Genomic DNA, 20284 nt, shown 5'->3' with positions numbered 1-20284 from the left:
ACACCCGATTTTTCGAGGCGACGAAACCGCTGGTAGTCCAGCTGATTTCAGACTTCGTAGGGCAGATGGCGCGGACGGTATGGGCTTTCGGGTATCGGCTCGGCTCAACTCCGCAGCGCGGTGCGGTATCGCACCCGCCTATCGAAGCGGGTCGGCACCGATCGCGATCACGGTTGGGGCCTTCAGGGCGGCCGCACCATCCAGGAACCGCTGACGCGACCACGAAGCAGGTAACCGAGTTGGACGCGCGGATCGTTCCGGAAACGGAAATTGCCGCCCGACCGGTACAAGTAACCGGTTGGGCGGCAATGCTTTCCAACGACGACGCTGCCACGCTGGACCGTGCGATACGGTGGCTGTCGCGAGCGATGCGACTCGAGCCGTTCGGGTACGCGGAACAGGGCTACCGAGCGCGGCTCCGCGCGGCCGTCGCGCCCTTGCCCCGCGACCTGCTGGGATGGGCGCGGTGTTGGTCGAGTACCTCCCCCACCACGAACACCTCGGGCCAATCGGGAGCCCACGGCCCCGGCACCGGAGCGATCTTCCCCGCGTCACGCAGCGTCTGCACCCGCCGGACGGTCAAACTCCGGTACTCGTCCCCCAGTTCCTTCGCCAAAGTGGCGATACCGGAGGCGTTGAGGCGATGGGTGCGCGCCTGGTCGATCATCGAAGGCTCTAGGTCCACCTTTGCCGGCGGTGGGCAGACGACCGTCGTAGCCGCCAGCACCGCCTCGCCGATTTCCCGTCGCGCACTCTCGACGCCCACGGTCATCGCCAGCGCGATCAGGTTCTTGTCCAGCCATCGCGACAGTCCGGCGGTCGTGGTCGAACCCGAGTAGTCGAGACCACGTTGTTCACAAACCAGACGGACCCATCCGACCAGCACAGCGTGCAAATGGTCCGCCGCGCGGGCGGCGGCCGGGTTGTACGGCAGCGGTTGCTCGCTGGCGCGACGGTGCATGCGGTAGTCGCCCCGACTGCCGAGCTTGGCCTGGCGGGACCTCGATATCGCGAGATCTTCTGCTAGGTCGGGTATTTCACGGAGCAGGTCGGCGAGCTCACGGAGTTCGCCTCGGCTCAGGTACAAATGGTTCGGCTCGTCGTTCATCCGCGCCTCCGTAGCGCGCCCTCGACGACCTCGGCGTTGAGCCGCTCCGCCAACTCCCTGGCATGACCCCCGCGGATGTAATCCTCGGTATGCCTGCCGTCGACGAGGTAGCCCCGCGCGAACGCCACGGCTCCGGACCAGCTGCGCCAGTGCTGGGGTGACCACCACCGTTGCAGTTGCCGCTGAGCGGCCACATCGATCAGGCTCCGACCCCACCGCATCGCCGCATGGGGAGACGAAAGGCTGAAATACGCGCTGAGATCGGCGATCGAGCGCAGCGGGTTACCCTCGGGCAGCGCGGTGATCGGATCTCCGGGGGCCGCCGTCCAATAGACCGGCACGTTCGGCACCTGACGTTGACCCGCGATGCCGTAGCCGCCCGGGTCCGCACCGATGCACTCGCCCGCCGGGCGAAGTGGATCGGCGATGAGGGCGCACGCAACCACACGCGCGGATCCGCCGACCGACGCGGCGACGTCTCCCGCGATCGCCGCGCCCTGCGAGTAGCCCGCAAGCACCACGGGATGCGGCGACGACTTCATCGCGGTGATCAGAGCCTTCCGACCTGCCTCGACGCTGTCCGCGTACGGCACCGACCTGCCGTAGTCGGCAGGATAGGGGACAACTCGCGGCCTGAAGTGGTCCAGGTCGAGGCCTGCGGCGAAGGCAGCGGTGACCCCGTCCCCGTTGGGATTCCACGTGCCGCCCATGATCAACACATCGACCGGATCGGGTACTGACGTCGAATTCCAGAGGGCGCGAATACTTTTGAGTCGAGACATGTTCAGACCTGCGACCTTTCATCGCTTGTCGGCAAGTAGGAGAAGTCGGCGACGCCGACCGCACGGCCCGACGTCGCCGTGCCGTCGAGTTCGGGCAGGGCGACAAGGGTGGCGGTGTGCACGCTTTCTTCGCGGGGATCGTTGATGAGGACCACTGCCACCGCTGGTGTCGGACAGGTCGGCGCGAGGCCGGCGGGGGACGACGTCCACGCGCCGTATCCAGCCAGTCGTGGAAGCTTCGCGATGACACCCCCGAGCGCGACCGGGGCGGTAACTGATCGATCGCCCGACGCGTGGAATTCAGTTTCCGTTTGGGAGTGATTCCAGTCACAAAACGTTTGAGAACGATTGGGTGCGAAGTCCTTCACCCACGCCGGAGGACTCGATTCGCGGGAAGTGATCATCGCCGACCCGTCTGCGGAATCAGCTCGGCGGTCCGGCAGCCGGCGAAGGCCGCGATACGGGCGAGTTCGCAGAGAGTGAAGGAGCCTTGCGCAGCTAATCGTCGACGCAGCACCGCGGCGGGCATGCCGGTGTGTTTGACCAGGTCATTCAGGGCGACCCCCCGCTTCGCAAGAACGTGTTGCACACGTTTCGCAACCATTTCATCCAAATGATCCATACGGAGCACCATATGGTCCGTTCGGACTAGTTGCAAGCCCGTATGGATCTTGATTCGCGCCGCAAACTGTGCGACGACACGGGCGTGAAGTAGTCGGCATGTCGTTTGCCAGGTAGCCGTTCGGACCTCAGAATGGTCCATATGGGTGCGAAAGAGACGGCTTCGGGCATCAATCGTGCGGTAGGGAACGAACTGCGAGCAGCGCGAGCACGCCGCGATCTGACCCGCCAGCAACTAGCGGAACTGACCGGACTCGCCGTCAGCACGATTCAGCGCTTCGAGAACGGTGAACGGTCACCGGACATGCAGCAACTGCACGCACTGTGCCAGGCGCTGGAGATTCCCATGCGCGACTTCGTCACGCTGGCGCTGAAGGACATCGAGCGCCCCGACTAGCCCCACACCTACATCGGATTGTGCCCGGACCGAACCTACGGTCCCGGGCAGTCGATCCCCGACCATGAAACGCCACATCGCGCGGGTATGGCGACCCGCGCGGTGCTCACGCGCAGCGCGAACCGGTCACGCTCTTCACCGCGGATTCGAGTGCGACTTCCGCGTATTCGACGACGGCCTGAGCCGTATCGACACCCATTGCCCAAGAAGCCAGCACCACGTCGCACAATGTCGCGGTGCCGAGCAGCACCCGTTGCGCCGCCTCGTCACCGATCGCCGCGCCGAGTGCCGCCGCAGCGCCCACGCCCCGCCCCGCTACCAACTCCGTTACCGAGCCGATCTGGTCCACGACCACAGTTCCCCTTCATCTCAGTGCTCAACCTCGAGCGCGAGCCTGGAACGAAAACTCCACTGTCGTCCCAGAATCACGGTAGTTATATCCCATCGCCGCCTGCGAAGCTCGCCAAAGTTGCCCTGCTACTTCACCTTTCGCCTGACACGGGAGGCCAGAAGTTGCCTTCGGCCGATAGCTGAATGTTCGCGGCAAACCCGCCCGAGCGGCAGTTCTCCACGGCCCGTACAACTCCCGATACCCATACCGGCGACGCCGGATCGTTCGAACGTCCGGCGGCTGTCCCGCATGCGCGAACACGGCACTGGCCCATCCACACCCCGCCCACCTGATGCGCACCACCCCGGCGCGAGCGCCGCCCCGCCGCGCCACGCACGTGCCGGTTCCGTCTGAGACTTACTGAGCACCACAGTATTTCGCGACTATGCACGGCCAACGCGCCGGTCCGCGAGCGACACCCTCCCCGCAGGTCGGATCACAACGATCGTGATCGAAAATCCCCACCGGAAACCACTCCCAGCCTTCCTCGAACAGCATCACCACAGGATGTAACCTCGGCGCGGCTCCCCGACGAACCTGGCACCACACTATGCGCGCTTTGCCGCACCCACTCGATCTGCTGGTCAACCAATCCAGCACCAGCGTCCGGTCGAATAGGCTCGCAGCAGAGCCGATCGTCTACTCCTGCCCAACAGGCGCTGGCCGACTTCGCCCCGATACAGGGTCGGCAGACCAGCCGCAACAGCTCCCGGAACGGCAATCCTTCCGGACCCCTACGATGCGATCATGAGGGCTGATGTCGATCGCGCCGACGAAATCGTGTGCCTGGCGGCGGGATTCGACTGGACCCGGTCACCCGAGGACCGAGACCGGTTCTACGAATCCGCTGGATGTGAGTCCTCGATATCAGGCGGAAGAGGACACCTACGATGTCGAGATCGCCTCTTGGCTCGAGGAAACCAGCTGATTTCTTTCCGATAGGGCTCCTCGATGTCAGCGCGCTCGGCTGATCGGCTCAGGCCACGTTGCGAGGACCGATCATTCGCACTTGACCACCGGGATGGGGTCGTACTTCACCGTGCGGGTCGCGCGGGAGACTTCACGGCCGGTCTTGCGGTCGGTGATCACACGGGTGTCGGTGATGGTGAAGCCCGGTGCGCCCTCGGAAGCGATGCAGTCCTTGCCCTTCGGCAGGGTGATGGTGTTGGGCTCGGTGGGCTTGGTCTTTTCGCCGGTGATGGATTCGACGTCGACCGTCTTGGTGCCCCAGAGGCGGACGGTGATCTCCGAGCCGGTGGCGAAAGTTTCGATGTAGACGCCGGTTTGGGTGTTGTTGCGGAATTTGAGGTCGATGGCGCCGTCGAAGACGGTGGCTTCGCGGGCGGCGGGGTAGCGGGAGATGTAGTAGCTGTGTTCGGTGTGGCCCGCGTCTTCGAGACCGGCGAAGTAGGCGGCGTTGTAGAGGGTGGTGGCGAACTGGCTGATGCCGCCGCCGACGGCGGTGCTCGGGCGGCCGTGGTCGATGATGCCGGATTCGACGTAGCCCTCCGCGGTGCCGCGCGGGCCGGTGAACTCGTTGAGCGAGAACGTTTCTCCCGGTTTCACCACCGCCCCGTTGACCTTCTGGGCCACGGTGCGGATGTTGACGCCGGACGGCCCACTGAATCCGCTGGTGGTGAACGCGCCCATCTGCTCGACGATGCCGAGGCCCTGCGCGGCCTCGGTGGTGAGTTTGGGTTCGATCTTCTCGTAAACCGCTGCCGCGCTGCGCTGCTGCGCTGACGCGAGCAGGGTGGGCAGCTGTTCGAGGGTCTTCGGCCAGTTGATCTTGTCGCCGACCACCGCTGGCACGACGCGCGGCGCTCCTCCGCTCACGGCGAAGGTCGCGTCCTTGGCTTCCACCTCGGATTTCGCCAACTGCGGGGCGAGAATCGCGGTCGCGGCGTTCAGGTCGTAGTTCGCGGCGAGGCCGCCCTGTCCGTCTGGTGCGAAGCTGAGGACGGTCGCGATCTGCTCGGGGGTGAGGACGGCGTCGCCGCCCTTCCCGGTGAACACCACGTCGCCGCGCACGGCGGGTTCGGCGATGTCGTGCAGTGCGCTCTGGACGGCCTCGGGCCGGACGGTGAGCGGCGCTGGGACAACAGGCAATTCGAGGGTGCCGCCCTCGGTCCAGTTGTCGATCAACGCGTTTCGCGCGGCGGGCATGTCGAGTACGCGGCCGGGCACGGGCGGGATGGCGACCGGCTTGCCGTTCTGGAACTGGATGGTGCCTTCGACGGTGGGACGATCGTGCACGCGCAGTGCGGCGAGCTGACGGTCCAGCGCGGCTTCGTCGACGGTGCTGGCGACCGAGACCTCGCGGGTGCCGAAGAAGGAGACCACGCGGGCGAAGGGGTTGATCGGCTGGCCGCCGATGCGGTCCCAGGTGCCCTCCCAGTCGACGGCGAGGCCTGCGGCGGAGGGGGTGAGCTCGGCCCGCACGTCACCGATCTGCAAGGGGAGTTCCTGGCCGGCCCGGCCGTCGAGGCTGGCGCGGAGCTTGGCGTCGGCTTCGTCGACGTCCATCCCCCCGACATCGATTCCGGCGACGACCACCCCGCGCGGCACGTCTCCGGAGGAGAGCACGGCGTCCACGGCGTAACCGAGGCCGCCGACGGCGATCACGGCTCCCGCGGCGATTCCGGCGCGACGGATGGCGGAAGTCCGCCACCAGGGCCCGGATTCGCCGGGGCCCGGTCTTGGGCGGGATCTGCGGGCGTTGTCCCAGCGCTGGCGGTTGTCGGTGGAGTTCTCGGTGTCGGTCGCTTGGACGACTGCTGTGGTGTGTTCTGTCATGTGCTCGGCATGGGGCGCGCGCTCGTCGGTCCGGTGGACTACAGCGGTCGCGTGCTCGTTGACGGTCGGGTGCGCGCCATGGGGTGCGCGCTGGACATCGGTCATGCGGAAGACGGCGGTGGCATGCTCGGCGTTCGCGTCCTCGCCGTAAGCCACGGTACCTGGGTGGGCGAGGTGCTCGCCGAGGGGCGCCGAGGCGGGGTTGGTCGACCGCGCCGCGTTGCCGGTCTGCCCGGTGTCCGACCACGCGAGGTTCTTCGCCTGTCCAGCGTCCGGATAGGCCACCGCCCCGGCGTTGGCCGACCACGCGACGTTTTCCGCACCGCTGGCATTTGTCGCCTCGGCCGAGTGGCTCCCCTGCCCGGCATGGTCCGCCCATACGCCGTTGCTCGGCTGCGCGGCACTGGTCGCTTGGGCGGGGCGGCCGGTCTGCGCACCATCAATTGTCCGCGCGCCATCGGTCGTCCACGGGACGTCGTTCGGCTGCGCGGCACTGGTCGCTTGGGCGGGCTGGCGGGCCCGTGCGGCATCGGTCGCCCACGGAAGGTCGTTCGACTTCGCGGCGCCGGTCGCGTGGACGGGCTGGCCGGCCTGTGCGGCATCGGTCGTCCACGGGACGTCGTTCGGCTGCGCGGCGCCGGTCACTTGGGCGGGGCGGCCCGACTGCGCACTATCGGTCGTCCACGCGGCTTTGCTCGGCTGCCCGGCGTTGGACTGCGCCTGGTCGTTTGCCCACGCCCCACTACCCACGGGACTGTCGTCCATTGCTTGGGCGGGGCGGCCCTGTCCATGCGTAGCCCATTCGGCGGCGTTCGTCGGCCCAGCGTTGGCGGTCCGCGCGGCGTTGCCCAACGTGCCGCCAGCTGGGCCATCGTTTCCAGTCTGGGTTGGTCCGCTTTCGTTCCAAGCCTCGGTCCACGCACCACCGCTGGACTGCCCAGCGTTCGCCGCCGGAGCAGAGCCGCCCGACTGCCCGCCTTCGGCCGCCCAGCCGCCGCTCGCCCGGCCGTCCTGCACAGCCTTGGTGGGGCCGCCGTCCTGCCAAGCCTCGGTCCACACAACACCGCTGGACTGCCCAGCGTTCGCCGCCGGAGCAGAGCCGCCCGACTGCCCGCCTTCGGCCGCCCAGCCGCCGCTCGCCCGGCCGTCCTGCACAGCCTTGGTGGGGCCGCCGTCCTGCCAAGCCTCGGTCCACACAACACCGCTGGACTGCCCAGCGTTCGCCGCCGGAGCAGGGCGGCCCGACTGCGCGGCATCGCTCGCCCACGCGCCGCCGCTCGCCTGGCCATCGTTCATCGCCTCGGTGGGGTTGTGCTCCTGCCACGCGTCGGTCCACACCCCAGAGGGTGCGACATTCCTTGGCTGAGCGGCGCGGCCATCCTGCCCGGCACCATTCGCCCAGGCCTCGCTCGCGTCGGTCCCCCAGACACTGTTGCCAGCTTGCGCAGGGTCGCTCCCCCACGCATCATCGCTCGCCTGCCCCGCATCGGCTCCCCACCGACCACTGGCCTGCGCGGGGTTGTTCGCCCGCGCGTCATCACGCCCCTGGTCGGCGTTCATCGCCTGGCGGGGGCGGCTCGCCTGCGCAGAGTCGGTCGCCCACGCACCATTGCCCGCGCGCGACGGCTCGTGCCCCCACGCACCGTCGATTCCCTGTCCGACGTTCATCGCCTGGTCAGGGCTGACCTGCCCACCATCGGGCGCCCACGCACCATTGCTCCCGCGCGTCGGCTCGTGCCCCCACGCGTCATCGCGTCCCTGGCCGACGTTCATCGTCTGATCGGGGCGGCTCGCCTGTCCACCATCGGGCGCCCACGCACCATTGCCCCCGCGCGTCGGCTCGTGGCCCCACACGTCATCGCCTCCCCGGCCGACGTTCATCGCCTGGTCAGGGCTGACCTGCCCACCCTCGGCCCCCCACGCACCATTACCCGCGCGCGCAGGCTCGTGCCCCCGTGCACCGTCGTGCCCCTGCCCGACGTACATCGCCTGCGTGGGATAGCTGTCCTCCCCAACACTCCCCGCACCCGCCTCCTGCGCGGACACCCGCAAGGGCATGGTGTGCGTGGAGTCTGCCGGCGGCTGCTGGCCGGGCTGGGTCACGGGAAGTTGTGTGGTCTTCGCCTCATCTAGCGGTTCGCGGTTCGATTCGAGGAGATGACGGAGGCCGACCTCGCCATCTTGCTGTCGGCTGCGGCCGCGGTGTCCGGTGCTCGACTCGCTGGTCACGAACCGTCCCTCCCCGATGAAGGTGTATTTGTGGACCGCGCACGGTGCGGGTCGTCATCCACGATAGTTGTCCGCGCCGGGTACCGAACTCGAGCTCGGACGCGCAGCAAACCTCGTGCAATGAACCGCCTCGAACGCGGAAGAGCCCCGCGCAGTTGCCGGGTCGGGGGTCTGGCAACTGCGCGGAGCCGATCTGTTTATCGGAGCAGCGCACCCCGCGTTACACACCTTCCGTGGAGAATCGAGGACGACCCGCCAGACAGCTCGCACCCACGAGGGAGATGGACGGTATGCAGCTGGGAATGATCGGCCTCGGGCGGATGGGCGCGAACATCGTCCGCCGCGTCGTCCGGGACGGGCACACCGCGGTCGGCTACGAGCGCAAGCTCCGCAACATCGAGGAACTACGCGCCGATCTGGGCGAAAATTTCCGGGGCAGCACCGATCTGCCGGAATTCGTGGCGATGCTGGAGAAACCCAGGGTTGTATGGGTGATGATCCCGGCGGGCGCGACGGGCGCCGTGATCGATCAGGTCGCCGAGCTGCTCGAACCGGGCGACATCGTCATCGACGGCGGCAACAGCCGCTACCACGAGGACATCAAGCGGGCCGAGAAACTCACCCCCAAGGGCATCCACTACCTGGACATCGGCACCTCCGGCGGCGTCTTCGGCCTCAGCCGCGGCTTCTGCCTGATGATCGGCGGCGAGGCCGAGCAGGTGAAGTACCTGGATCCGCTTTTGAGATCCATCGCACCCGGCCTCGACGCCGCACCGCGCACCCCCGGCCGCACCGGAGATCCGTCCACCGCCGAGCTGGGCTACCTGCACTGCGGCCCTGCCGGGGCTGGCCATTTCGTGAAGATGGTGCACAACGGCATCGAGTACGGCGCCATGGCCGCCTATGCCGAGGGCCTCAACATCCTGCACAAAGCCAATTTCGGGGCCGCGCACAAGGGCGAGTTCTCCGCCGAGGAGACGCCACTGGAACACCCCGAGTACTACCAGTACGACATCGATGTGCCGGAAGTCACAGAAGTGTGGCGGCGGGGGTCTGTGGTCGCCTCGTGGTTGCTGGATCTGACCGCCGGCGCGCTGTACGCGGACCCGAACCTCGACGAGTTCGGCGGCCGAGTCTCGGACTCCGGCGAGGGCCGCTGGACCGTGGACGCCGCGATCGACATCGGCGTCCCCGCCCCCGTCCTCTCGGCCGCCCTCTTCGCCCGCTTCTCCTCGCGCGGCGAGTCGCTGTACGCGGACAAGCTCCTGTCGGCCATGCGCCAGGCGTTCGGCGGGCACTACGAGCTGCCCCCGAACTAGCCCGCTGCCACAAACCGTCCGCACGCCTCACACAGGCGGTGCCTATGCGAGGCGTGCAACCGCTGTGTGGAAGCGTCTCCGACAAGTCGTCATTTACTCCGACGCCCGTTCAGCCTGACTGCGGACCCGCCAATTCGGCAGCATCCTGCCGACGGAAGGACTGCATGCCAGACACAAAGGACATCGGACAGGCGATCAGAACCGCGAGGCGCCGTCATCGGCTGACGCAGGAGCAACTCGCCGAACTGGCAGGGACCTCGACCCGCACGATTCGCGAGATCGAGCATGGCAGCGGCGGCACCGGCATCGCGACTGTCGCCACGGTCGCGAACGTGGTCGGACTCACCTTGGGCGTCACCGAATGACCGGTCCCGCCGAATCGCCCGCGCCGACGTGTACGAAGCGGGCAAGGCTGGCCGCCACCATCACCCGCACCGCCGACGGCCGCACGAAATTCCAGGTCGTGCGGAGATCAAAAACCCTGCACCGCAGGAGAAACCCAAAGGCGGCACCCGGTAGAACCGGATGCCGCCTTCAGCGGTATGCGTCAGCGCTCCAGGATGGCGACGACGCCCTGTCCACCCGCGGCGCAGATGGAGATGAGGGCGCGGCCGGAGCCCTTTTCGGCGAGCATCTTCGCGGTGGAGGCGACGATGCGGCCGCCGGTGGCGGCGAAGGGGTGGCCCGCGGCGAGCGAGGAGCCGTTGACGTTGAGCTTGCTGCGGTCGATCGAGCCGAGCGCGCCGTCGAGGCCGAGGCGCTCCTTGCAGTACTGGTCGGATTCCCAGGCCTGCAGGGTCGCGAGGACCACGGAGGCGAAGGCCTCGTGGATCTCGTAGTAGTCGAAGTCCTGCAGGGTCAGGCCGTTGCGGGCCAGCATGCGCGGCACCGCGTAGGTGGGTGCCATCAGCAGGCCGTCGGGGCCGTGGATGTAGTCGACCGCGGCGACCTCGGAGTCCACCAGGTGGGCGAGCACCGGCAGGTTGCGCTCGGCTGCCCACTCGTCGCTGGAGAGCAGCACCGCGGACGCGCCGTCGGTCAGCGGGGTGGAGTTGCCCGCGGTCATGGTGGCGTCGCCCAGCTTGTTGCCGAAGACCGGCTTCAAAGTGGCGAGCTTCTCGATCGAGGAGTTCGGGCGCAGGTTGTCGTCGCGGGTCAGGCCGAGGAACGGCGTGATCAGGTCGTCGAAGAAGCCGCGGTCGTAGGCGGCGGCCATGTTCTTGTGCGACAGGTAGGCCAGCTCGTCCTGCGCCTCGCGCGCGATGCCGAACTCTTTAGCGGTGATGGCGGCGTGCTCACCCATGGACAGGCCGGTGCGCGGTTCGGCGTTGCGCGGGATCTCGATGCCGAGCATGCTCGGGCGCAGCTGGCCGACCAGCTTGAGGCGGTCCTTGTTGGTCTTGGCGCGGTTGGCGTCGAGCATCCACTCGCGCATGCCTTCGCTGACGCCGATCGGCGCGTCGGAGGTGGTGTCGGTGCCGCCGCCGACGCCCGCGTCGATGCGACCCGCCGCGATCGCGTCACCGACGGTGACGATCGCCTGCAGGCCGGTGCCACAGGCGAGCTGCAGGTCGTGCGCCGGGGTGTAGGGCGAAAGCTTGCTGCCCAGAACGCTTTCGCGGATCATGCCGTGCTCGCCGACCCGCTTGAGGACCGCGCCGCCGACGACCATGCCGAGCCGCTCGCCCTGCAGGTTGAACCTGCTCACCAGACCGTCCAGCGCGGCGGTGAACATGTCCTGGTTGGACGCGTGGGCGTACGCCTTGTCGGAGCGCGCGAACGGGATCCGGTTGCCGCCCACGATCGCGACCGGACGCGGGGCCTTCGCGGTCTTGGCCGTGCTCTTGGTTGAACGGGCTTTGTTTGTCACTCGAGTCTCCAAGGGTCTCGTGGGATGGTCCGGCGCACGGATGTTTCGCGCAGATCGGTGCCCCGTGCGTTGGTTTACTTTAAACTTACTCTGGAGTAAGTTTGTTGTCGACACCGTACCCCGCAAATGTGCGCTGACACGCCCACCGCGCGGTGCCTGCCACGCAGTCCAGGCCCACGCGGAAACGTGCGGAACACCAGGGGCGAACCAGACATCCGCGAAATTCGAGACAGAAAAGGTAGGAACAGTGGCAGCCAAGAGCAAGGGTGCACCCAACCTCTACGGATCGTTCGTCCACTCCGCCCCCGGCCAGTTCCTGGCGAGCAAGCTGGGTCTGCCGCAGCCGGCGAACCTGCGCCGCTACGTCAAGGGTGAGCCGCCGCTGGCGGGCCCGGTGCTGATCGGCGGCAAGGGCAGGGTCGCCGAGCCCGTGCGCGCGCTGCTGTCCGACTACACCTTCTCCGACTCGCTGAGCCAGGGCACCAAGTACGGCGCGCTCGTCTTCGACGCGACCGGCATCGGCTCGATCGAGGACCTCTCCCAGCTCTTCGAGTTCTTCCAGCCCGCGATGCGCAGCATCACCCCGTCGGGCCGCGTCGTTGTCATCGGCACCACGCCGGAGCTGGCGGGCAGCGTCGACGCGCAAATCGCCCAGCGCGCGCTCGAGGGCTTCACCCGCTCGGTCGCCAAGGAACTGCTGCGCGGCGCCACCGCTCAGCTGGTGTACCTGCACCCGGAGGCCTCGGCCGCCGCGACCGGCCTGGAGTCCACGCTGCGGTTCCTGCTCTCGGCCAAGTCGGCGTTCGTCGACGGCCAGGTCATCCGGGTCGGCAAGGACGACGCCACCGCCCCCGCCGACTGGGACCGTCCGCTGGAGGGCAAGGTCGCCGTGGTCACCGGCGCCGCGCGCGGCATCGGCGCGACCATCGCCGAGGTGTTCGCCCGTGACGGCGCGAAGGTGATCGTCGCCGACATCCCCGCCGCGGGCGATGCGCTCTCGGAGACCGCCAACAAGGTCGGCGGCACCGCGCTCGCGCTGGACGTCACCGCGCCCGACGCCGCGGACAAGCTCGCCGAGTTCGCCACCGAGCGCTTCGGCGGCATCGACATCATCGTGCACAACGCGGGCATCACCCGCGACAAGCTGCTCGCCAACATGGACGAGGGCCGCTGGAACTCGGTCATCAACGTGAATCTCGCCGCGCCGCACCGCATCACCGAGGGCCTGGTGGCCAAGGGCGTGCTGAAGGAGGGCGGCCGCGTGATCGACGTGTCCTCCATCGCGGGCATCGCGGGCAACCGCGGCCAGACAAACTACGGCGCCTCCAAGGCAGGCGTCATCGGCATGGTGAACGCCGAGGCGCCGAAGCTGGCGGAGAAGGGCATCACCATCAACGCGGTGGCGCCCGGCTTCATCGAGACCGCGATGACCGCCGCCATCCCGCTCGGCACCCGCGAGGCCGGTCGCCTGATGAGCTCGCTGCTGCAGGGCGGTCAGACCGTCGACGTGGCCGAGACCATCGCGTTCTTCGCGAGCCCGGCCTCGAACGCGGTGAACGGCAACGTGGTTCGGGTCTGCGGCCAGAGCTTGATCGGAGCATGATGACCGAGACCATCACGCTCACCGAAACGCCCAAGAACAGCAGCCTTTTCGTGAAAGCAGCGCTGGGGGCCGTTCCGGTGCCGCTGCTTTCGGCGCGCAAGTCCACCGTGCCGGACCGGGTCGTTCAGCTCGATGGGGTGAAGGTGGATCCGGATCACCTGGCCGCCTACTGCCGGGCCACCGGCCTGCGCTTCGGCGACTCGCTGCCGCTGACCTACCCGTTCATCCTGAGCTTCCCGCTGGCCATGCAGTTGGTGGTGGCGCGCGACTTCCCGTTCGTCGCGGTGGGCGCGGTGCACGCGCAGAACGTGATCGAGCGAACACGCGAGATCTCGGTGAGCGAGCCGCTGGACTTCCGCACCCACATCGAGAACCTGCGGGAGCACCCGAAGGGTCTGCTGGTCGACGCGATTACCGAGGTCAGCGTGGGTCGCGAGCAGGTGTGGCGGCAGGTAACCACCTTCCTGCACCAGCAGCGCACCTCGCTGTCGGATCAGCCCAAGGGCGAGCCGAAGCCGGAAGAGGTGCCCCCGCCGCCGCTGCGCGCGTTGCGGGTGGATCAGAAGATGATCACCCGGTACGCCAACGCCTCCGGTGACCACAACCCGATCCACACTTCGGCATTGGGCGCCAAGGCATTCGGCTTTCCGAAGGCAATCGCGCACGGCATGTGGTCGGCGGCCAACGTCCTCAGCAACATCGAGGGCCGCATTCCCGAGAAGGCCACCTACACGGTGAAGTTCGGCAAGCCGATCCTGTTGCCCGCCACGGTGAACGTGTACGCGGACCAGGTCGAGGGCGGCTGGGATCTGTCGCTGCTGCACCCGAAGAAGGGTTTCCCGCACCTGACGGCGACGTTGCGCTGAGCCCGCTTCACGAACGCCCCCGAATCGCTGTGATTCGGGGGCGTTTTCGTGTTCGTCAGCAGTCGCAGCAGCCGCCGCAACTGCAGCAATCGCCGCAGCCGGAGCAGCACTCGCCGCAGTCGCAGCAGGAACCACAATCGCAGCTCTTCCACCACGCGTCCTTGCGCTCGCCGGTGCAGGGGCTGGTGTGGTCGGCGCAGCAGGCGTAGCCGGTGCAGTAGACGCCGAGGACGATGGTGAGGGCTTGGCCGAGGTTGGGGCGGCGCGTTGGGGGGCGGTGGCCGGTGCGGTGCGCGCGGGGATGGTGGGCCGTTTCGGCGCACGTCGGGCAATGCGTGGACGTACCGAGGGCGGGGTCATCCAGGTGCTCGGTGAGAGTTGGCGCGCCGAGGAAGGAAGTGTGCTGGTGGTCGAGACGAGTCGCCACGACGGGGGCCGGGCCTGACGTGCTGCCGGTACGCGGCTCGCAGGTGCACGTGTGGTCGGCGTGGGAGATCTGGCCGAGCCCGAGGTGAGCAGGCGACGACGAGGGGCCGTCGGTACCCGACTCGTGGACGCAGGTGTGGTCGGCGCGGGACCTCTGGCCGAGCCCGAGGCGACCAAGCGACGACGAAAGGCTGTCAGCACCCGGCTCGTGGGCGCAGGTGTAGTCGGCGGGTGAGATCTGACCAAGCTGGTGGCGAACAGGCGACGACGAAAGGCTGTCAGTGCCAGGCTCATGGGCGCAGGTGCAGTCGGCGCGGGACCCCTGACTGACCTCCAGGCGAGCAGGCGACGACGGACGACTGCCGGTGCCGGATGGGTGGGCCGGTGCGTCGTCTGCGCGAGATACGTTGCAGGCGTGCGCTCTTACCGCGCCGATACCTTTGCCGAGCCGATGCACCAGCGCGTGCAGTGGATCGAGCAGCATCCAGCGGACGGTGGGGACGTCGGCCAAGCGAGCGGCCGCGAGGGCCCTGCGCAGCTCCGCGTCCGACTGGCGCACCAACTCGTACGACTCGGCGAGGGTGGTGCCGGTCGCGGCGAGCGGATTGAAGCGGCCGTGCGCGGTGTCGTCATCGTAATCCGCGATGGCGTCGGATAGGTGGGCGATGCGACCGAAATGCCTTCCCGCGGTGCGGAGTTGGTCGGTGTTCTCGGGGCGATTCGCCAGAATCGCCGTGTGGGCGAAGAGTTCGGCCGCGCACAGGGCGGCCGGGGCCGTGAGTTCGTCGAGCGTGACGGGCGGCTCGATGGAGGCAGCAACCCCGGGGTCGAGCGTGACGAGTGGCTCGCCGGAAGCAGCGTTGGGATCGAGCGCGGCGAGCGGCTCCCCCGAAGCGGCGCTGCGATCGAGCGAGACGGGCAGCTCCCCGGAACCAGTGCTGGGATCGAATACGGCAGACGGACTTCGGTCGGATATGCCCGCGCGTCCGTCGCGACGCCCGCCGATTCCTCTCGGCTCGGCGGTACCCGTCGCCGGGCGTGGCGCGGGCCGTAGGGCAGCGGCACGGCTTTCCACGAGTTGTTGTGAATCAATCGCTGCCACAAGCGGTTCCACGTCGAAATCGATCAATGCCGCCTGCCTGCGAGCGCTGTCCGCCCAGCGCGTCGACATCCGCGCCATGGGCCGTCCGGCGAGCCGCGACGCGTCACCGTCCGCGACGTGATCTCGCAGTTTGGCCGAGCCGAGCAGCAGCGACGCGGTCGACGCGAGCAGGACGCCCGGCGAATCGGCCGCGGCGACCTCGGCACGCCGCATGCCGCGCAGCGGGCAGCGTCCCGCGGTGGTGCGCGCCGAAGGAGCGGGCAGCTGCGCTTCGGTCAATACGCTGAGCAAGATCGCGTCGGTGTTGGTCGCGGTGCGCGCGAGCTGGCCGTGCCCGTCGCGCAGGCCGAGACACAGCCCGCACATGTGCGCCCGCCATTCGGCCGCGTCGATTCCATACTTTTCGGCGCCGTGCGAGCACGGCCTGAGCATCCCGAACACTTTTCCCCGTTTGTCCCCGAGCCTCGACGGCCCTCCAGCTGTGATCTCGACCGAGAGTGGCAGAGCGGCGCGCGGCTGGCAAACGGGATGACGGTCTATTCCGGCTTCTTGCGACCGGCCAGACCGCGCCAGGCCAGATCGTCGAGCAGGTCGACGGCCTCGGCCACCTCGATGCGGCCGCTGGCGAGCCGGTCGGCGATGGCCTCGCCCGCGCCGATGACGGCGACCGCGACGACGTCGAAGTTGGTGCCGGGTTCGGCGTGCTTGGCGCTGGATTCGAGCAGCTTCGCGGTGAGCTCGATGACCCGCTCTCGGGCGTTGTCGATTTCGGATGCGAAGGCTTGCTGTCCGATCGCCTGACGGTAGAGCACCTGCCAGGACTTGCGGTTCCGGTCGACGAATCCGAGGAAGCCCTCGAGGGCGGTGCGGACCTGCTCGTGCGGGGTCAGCAGCGGGTTGCCCGCGGGCGCGACGGCCTCGATGAAGCGCATGCCCTCGCGTTGGATGCACGCGCGGAACAGCTCGTCCTTGGAGCCGTAGTAGAGGTACAACATCGGCTTGGAGATCTTCGCCTCGGCGGCGATCGCGTCCATCGACGTATCGTGGAAACCCTTGCGCGCGAACACCTCGACCGCGGCGTCGAGCATCTGCTGCTCACGAACCGCCCGAGGAAGTCGCTTCGTTCCGCCCGCCATCCACTCTCCTACCGCATGGTGAATCTCTTATATTACTCCAAGGTAAGTTCCGCCGGACGGATTTGCTCACCAGTCGCCGCGGTCAGCTGTGCGGTGAAACGGGCCAGCGCCTCCCCCCGCCTGCACGGCGAGCCGCCGGGGCGAATGCCGTCCGAGGGGGGTGGGCCGGTCGGCATCGCCGAGGGCGGGACCGTCAGCGGAAACTCAGCGATACTACGGGGCGCGGCGGGGTGGCCGCCTGTACGTCATACGAAGGTGCGCGGGCGCCGAACCTCAGCAGGGCGGTAGCGCGCCCTTGTACGCGGCCATTCGCAGCACCGAGCGGTCGACCTGCGCGGCGGGCAGGCGTCCGCTCGCCACCGCCTGCTCGAGCTGGTCGAGCACCGTCGGGACGGCGTCGGTGGTAATCCACAAAGCGTTGTCGGCGCCCGCGACCAGCGCGGCTTCTACCGCGTCCTCGATGGTCATGCGCGCGCTGATGGCCGCCATGCCGCCGAGGTCGTCGGTGAAGATCGGGCCGTCGAACGGGGCGGCTCCGTAGCCCGTGCCCTCGCGCAACAGCGACATAACCTGCGGGCTGATGCTGGCTGGCACGTTCGGGTCGGTCAGGCCGGGGACGTCGAGGTGGCCGACCATCACGGCCGCGCCCGAACCGATCAGGTTGCGGAACGGCACCAGGTCGACCGTCTGGAGCTGGTCCAGCGGCGGCGTGCGCACCGCGCCGGTGTGCGAGTCGCCCGATCCGGAGCCGTGGCCGGGGAAGTGCTTCATCACGGTGCCGACGCCGACCTCGCGCATCGCGCGGATGTAGGCGTCGGCGTAGCGGGTGACCACCTCGGGGTCGTCGGAGAAGGAGCGGTCGCCGATGACGGTGTCGTCGGGCTGGCTGCTCACGTCCACGTCCGGGGCGAAATTGACCGTGATGCCGAGTTCCTTCAGGTCGCGTCCGCGGGTGACGGTCGCGTCGTAGAACTGCTCGGGTGTCATGGTCTGCGCGGTGACGCGGGCCGACGGGACCGCACCGATGATGTCGCGGACCCGCGAGACGCGGCCGCCCTCCTCATCGATGGTCACCATCAGCGGCGTGATCGCGGCCGCCTTCACCTCGTCCAGCGCGGGTCCGGAGATCAGCGACCGGTCGGTCCAGCCGCCGATGAAGATGCCGCCGACCTGCTCGGTGCGCACCACGTTCGCCGCGTCGGCGCCCCCGGTCACGCCGACGGTCAGCAGCTGCGCGAGCTTCTGCCTCGGGGTGAACTTCGCGAGGTACTCGGCACCGCAGTCGCGCTGTGCCGGACTGGGCGGAGCGGCCGGGGCGGCCACCGTCGTTTCGGGAGTTTCGGCGCGCGACGTGGCGGGGGCCGGGGCTTCGCCGTTGGAGCAGGCGGTGGCGACCGCGGCGCAGAGTGCGAGCAGGACGAGAGGCGTCTTCCGCATAGGTCAACGGTAGTGCGAGGAGGGTGCAGGTGTTTCGCGGGGTGCTGATCGCATACCTGCGGGCGCCTGCGGCAGCCGCCCGTGCGGTGTCTAGGAGGCTGAACAATCGAGGGTAGTCAAATGGTGGTTGCGCCTATGGACGACCAGAAGCCCTGCCTAGACCAACCTCCGGATTGCCCTCCCTGGACGCAACCCCAGCCAGATGACCACGCCCGGAACCCGAACCCACCCACCGAACTGCGGGAGGTAAGCCGGGTACGGCACACGACGCGCCCAGCACTGCTCCGAGGAAAAGCCTGGGTAGGCAAACCTCTTGGGCACCCGCAACATTGGGCGAAACCACTGGTAGGTGCACCCCCTTGCACCTTCGACATTGGAACCGTCAACCAACCGCAGCATCCGGCCGGAACGCACGGAATTCCCGTCTACCTTGTGCTGCTCACCGATTCGGATACAAGCCATCCGACCGCACCCGACCCGTTCAGACCAGGGCGCACGTACGACGGGCCAGTTCCGAAATGCGAGCTCCGTCATAACCCATGACCGCACTGTGCAACATGTCGTGCAGCGGGTCGATCCAATGCGCGGGAATTCCGTTCGAACCCACCAGAATTCCGGCGACCGAACCGGCGGTAGCTCCATTGGAATCGGTATCGGCCCCGCTCTGAACGGTCAAAGCGATCGTTCGCGTGAAATCGCCCGCGCCCCAAAGTAACCCGGCGGCGACCCGACATGCGTTGGGTATGGCGTGGACCCAGTTGTATCCACCGTGCCTGGCGTCGATGTTGTCCACAGCCTGTTCCCAGGAGAAACCGCGGTCGAAATCGGCGCGGACCTCCGCGAGAGCGATCGCCAGACGGGAACGAGGTGGCAGGACGTTCTGGGCGGCTGTGAGGGCCGATACGACGGCGGAGGCAGCGTCCGAAAAGAGCGCGCCCGTATGCCCCTCCGGCAGGACTGGGGAGCCCTCCCCGAGTTCCGGCCCGTGATCGCGGACTGCTGCCTGGAGATCCACGTCCTGCTCGTCAGCGCTATCCCAGGCGGAACCACGCCCTGCGACCCCAACCGCCTGCTCGCCGGTCGCGATACCCGGGCCGGGACCACCGTCCACAGCCCGGTCACCAGGCCCACGGGCAGCGGGCGTACCGCCGGAAGCAAATCGCGCCGTGAAGGCCGCGGCGACCAGGGCGGAGGCCCACATGGCCGCGAAAACACCGTTCCCCGTGTGGGATACGGCCGCCTCGCGAGCGGCGAGGGCGGCGGCGCGCTGCGGATCGCCCGGGCTGACGTAGCCGAAGATGTCGGCGCGGATCATTGCGCCGATCCACTCGCGGTACGGGTTGCGGACTTCGGCTGTCCGCGGCGGGCGCAGACCGTCGACGAGGTTGCGGTAGGCGACGCGTTCGGCGGTGTAGGTCTGGAGGAAGGGGAGGCGTTCCAACCACAGTCGCGCGACGTCGTCGGCGGTGAAGTCGAGTCCGCGGGATTCGATGAGATGGAGTCCGAGGACGGTGTAGTCGATGTCGTCGTCGCGCGGAGCGCCATCGATGCGGCCGCGCGCCGACACCGGCCAGGTCGGGTTGAGCGGGAAGCGGGGCGACGGTGGGAGCAAGGCGGGGACGTAGTCGGTCAGCGGATACGCGCCTGCCCGTTCCAGATAGGCACGGATGTGTTCGCGCGTCCACACGAACCCGTTCTCCAGCGGTTTCCCCAGCGCGCACCCGACGCACCGACCCAGCCAGCCGCCGTAGACGCGGTCGAAGAGTTCGTCCGGCGCGAGTAACGCCGAACCGCGTGACGCGGCACCGCTCGACACGACACCAGCCGACCCCACCCCCGCCGACACGACGCCAGCCGCATCCGTACCCGCATTCGCACCCGCACCCGCCGACACGACACCAGCCGCTTCCGCTTCCGCTTCCGCTTCCGCTTCCGCTTCCGCTTCCGCTTCCGCTTCCGCTTCCGCTTCCGCTTCCGACGACACGACACCAGCCGCCGCCGTCGCCGCCTCCGCCGGCACGACACCAGCCGCCGCATCCGCATCCGCGCCCGCCCCGGCCTCCGCCGACACAACGCCAGCCGCCGCACCCGCACCCGCACCCGCACCCGCACCCGCACCCGCACCCGCACCCGCACCCGACGACACGACACCAGCCGCCCCTACCTCCGACGACACGACATCAGCCGACCCCGCCGCCGCC

General features: G+C 68.4%; 16 protein-coding genes. 5 read left to right on the top strand and 11 right to left on the bottom strand.

All coding sequences use genetic code 11. The features are described 5' to 3' along the window. Positions 1-403 precede the first annotated feature (403 nt). The 4 genes from CRP45_RS21285 to CRP45_RS33450 are packed head-to-tail and all read right to left on the bottom strand — an operon-like array spanning position 404 to position 2512. Positions 404-1108: a hypothetical protein gene (locus CRP45_RS21285; RefSeq protein WP_097246502.1), complete on the bottom strand. Its 705-nt coding sequence runs from the start codon at positions 1106-1108 to the stop codon at positions 404-406. Further along, positions 1105-1890 carry an alpha/beta fold hydrolase gene (locus CRP45_RS21280; protein ID WP_143861496.1) on the bottom strand — a complete coding sequence of 262 codons (786 nt, stop codon included), beginning with the start codon at positions 1888-1890 and terminating at the stop codon, positions 1105-1107. The genes CRP45_RS21285 and CRP45_RS21280 overlap by 4 nt, the downstream gene beginning before the upstream one ends. Positions 1891-1892: 2 nt before the next feature. Further along, a complete protein-coding gene (locus tag CRP45_RS33455) occupies positions 1893-2294 on the bottom strand; it encodes a hypothetical protein (RefSeq protein ID WP_143861495.1) in 402 nt (133 codons plus the stop codon). After that, positions 2291-2512: a helix-turn-helix domain-containing protein gene (locus CRP45_RS33450; RefSeq protein ID WP_143861494.1), complete on the bottom strand. Its 222-nt coding sequence runs from the start codon at positions 2510-2512 to the stop codon at positions 2291-2293. Before CRP45_RS33450 ends, CRP45_RS33455 begins: the two co-directional genes overlap by 4 nt. Positions 2513-2653: 141 nt before the next feature. Here CRP45_RS33450 and CRP45_RS21275 point away from each other — a divergent pair, with 141 nt between their 5' ends. Beyond that, positions 2654-2908, top strand: coding sequence for a helix-turn-helix domain-containing protein (locus CRP45_RS21275; protein WP_179830949.1), 255 nt, complete (start codon positions 2654-2656; stop codon positions 2906-2908). Positions 2909-3014: 106 nt separating this feature from the next. Here the strand turns inward: CRP45_RS21275 and CRP45_RS21270 are convergent, their stop codons facing one another. Beyond that, positions 3015-3263, bottom strand: coding sequence for a hypothetical protein (locus CRP45_RS21270; RefSeq protein WP_143861493.1), 249 nt, complete (start codon positions 3261-3263; stop codon positions 3015-3017). 1035 nt (positions 3264-4298) lie between these two features. Further along, complete coding sequence (locus CRP45_RS34695; protein WP_245910278.1) at positions 4299-7433, bottom strand: VanW family protein; 3135 nt, start codon at positions 7431-7433, stop codon at positions 4299-4301. Positions 7434-8614: 1181 nt separating this feature from the next. Here CRP45_RS34695 and gnd point away from each other — a divergent pair. Then, the gene (gene gnd, locus CRP45_RS21260) at positions 8615-9643 is read left to right on the top strand and encodes a phosphogluconate dehydrogenase (NAD(+)-dependent, decarboxylating) (protein ID WP_097246720.1); all 1029 of its coding nucleotides are present in this window, start codon (positions 8615-8617) and stop codon (positions 9641-9643) included. Positions 9644-9807: 164 nt separating this feature from the next. Continuing rightward, complete coding sequence (locus CRP45_RS21255) at positions 9808-10008, top strand: helix-turn-helix domain-containing protein (protein ID WP_097246498.1); 201 nt, start codon at positions 9808-9810, stop codon at positions 10006-10008. Between the two features lie 182 nt (positions 10009-10190). Here the strand turns inward: CRP45_RS21255 and CRP45_RS21250 are convergent, their stop codons facing one another. Then, entirely contained in the window at positions 10191-11513 is a 1323-nt protein-coding gene (locus CRP45_RS21250) for an acetyl-CoA C-acetyltransferase (protein ID WP_067787047.1), read from the bottom strand. Positions 11514-11760: 247 nt separating this feature from the next. Between CRP45_RS21250 and CRP45_RS21245 the strand changes: the two genes are divergently transcribed. Both CRP45_RS21245 and CRP45_RS21240 read left to right on the top strand, forming a co-directional pair. Continuing rightward, complete coding sequence (locus tag CRP45_RS21245) at positions 11761-13116, top strand: 3-oxoacyl-ACP reductase (RefSeq protein WP_097246497.1); 1356 nt, start codon at positions 11761-11763, stop codon at positions 13114-13116. Continuing rightward, positions 13116-13982: a MaoC/PaaZ C-terminal domain-containing protein gene (locus CRP45_RS21240; protein WP_097246719.1), complete on the top strand. Its 867-nt coding sequence runs from the start codon at positions 13116-13118 to the stop codon at positions 13980-13982. Before CRP45_RS21245 ends, CRP45_RS21240 begins: the two co-directional genes overlap by 1 nt. Positions 13983-14037: 55 nt before the next feature. On the opposite strand, the gene CRP45_RS34690 is transcribed toward CRP45_RS21240, so the two are convergent. The 4 genes from CRP45_RS34690 to CRP45_RS21215 form a co-directional block, all read right to left on the bottom strand. Continuing rightward, the gene (locus tag CRP45_RS34690; protein WP_245910277.1) at positions 14038-15942 is read right to left on the bottom strand and encodes a DUF5685 family protein; all 1905 of its coding nucleotides are present in this window, start codon (positions 15940-15942) and stop codon (positions 14038-14040) included. Positions 15943-16046: 104 nt separating this feature from the next. Beyond that, entirely contained in the window at positions 16047-16646 is a 600-nt protein-coding gene (locus tag CRP45_RS21225) for a TetR/AcrR family transcriptional regulator (protein WP_067787041.1), read from the bottom strand. A 273-nt stretch (positions 16647-16919) separates the two neighbouring features. Then, a complete protein-coding gene (locus CRP45_RS21220) occupies positions 16920-18083 on the bottom strand; it encodes a glycoside hydrolase family 3 N-terminal domain-containing protein (protein ID WP_097246496.1) in 1164 nt (387 codons plus the stop codon). Positions 18084-18564: 481 nt separating this feature from the next. Further along, on the bottom strand, positions 18565-20154 hold the full coding sequence (locus CRP45_RS21215; protein ID WP_097246495.1) for an ADP-ribosylglycohydrolase family protein: 1590 nt from the start codon (positions 20152-20154) through the stop codon (positions 18565-18567). Between the last annotated feature and the right edge of the window lie 130 nt (positions 20155-20284).

Origin of the sequence: Nocardia amikacinitolerans, from assembly GCF_900215415.1 — a bacterium.
GTDB lineage: Bacteria > Actinomycetota > Actinomycetes > Mycobacteriales > Mycobacteriaceae > Nocardia > Nocardia amikacinitolerans.
This window is presented reverse-complemented; position numbering and strand designations above follow the sequence as displayed.

Bases quoted from the DNA above. Each gene is read 5' to 3' on its own strand.
- CRP45_RS21280 (WP_143861496.1), bottom strand. From the start codon at position 1,890: ATGTCTCGACTCAAAAGTATTCGCGCCCTCTGGAATTCGACGTCAGTA.
- CRP45_RS34690 (WP_245910277.1), bottom strand. From the start codon at position 15,942: ATGCTCAGGCCGTGCTCGCACGGCGCCGAAAAGTATGGAATCGACGCG.
- CRP45_RS21285 (WP_097246502.1), bottom strand. From the start codon at position 1,108: ATGAACGACGAGCCGAACCATTTGTACCTGAGCCGAGGCGAACTCCGT.
- CRP45_RS21240 (WP_097246719.1), top strand. From the start codon at position 13,116: ATGACCGAGACCATCACGCTCACCGAAACGCCCAAGAACAGCAGCCTT.
- CRP45_RS33450 (WP_143861494.1), bottom strand. From the start codon at position 2,512: ATGGATCATTTGGATGAAATGGTTGCGAAACGTGTGCAACACGTTCTT.
- CRP45_RS33455 (WP_143861495.1), bottom strand. From the start codon at position 2,294: ATGATCACTTCCCGCGAATCGAGTCCTCCGGCGTGGGTGAAGGACTTC.
- CRP45_RS21255 (WP_097246498.1), top strand. From the start codon at position 9,808: ATGCCAGACACAAAGGACATCGGACAGGCGATCAGAACCGCGAGGCGC.
- CRP45_RS21225 (WP_067787041.1), bottom strand. From the start codon at position 16,646: ATGGCGGGCGGAACGAAGCGACTTCCTCGGGCGGTTCGTGAGCAGCAG.
- CRP45_RS21220 (WP_097246496.1), bottom strand. From the start codon at position 18,083: ATGCGGAAGACGCCTCTCGTCCTGCTCGCACTCTGCGCCGCGGTCGCC.
- CRP45_RS21275 (WP_179830949.1), top strand. From the start codon at position 2,654: ATGGGTGCGAAAGAGACGGCTTCGGGCATCAATCGTGCGGTAGGGAAC.
- gnd (WP_097246720.1), top strand. From the start codon at position 8,615: ATGCAGCTGGGAATGATCGGCCTCGGGCGGATGGGCGCGAACATCGTC.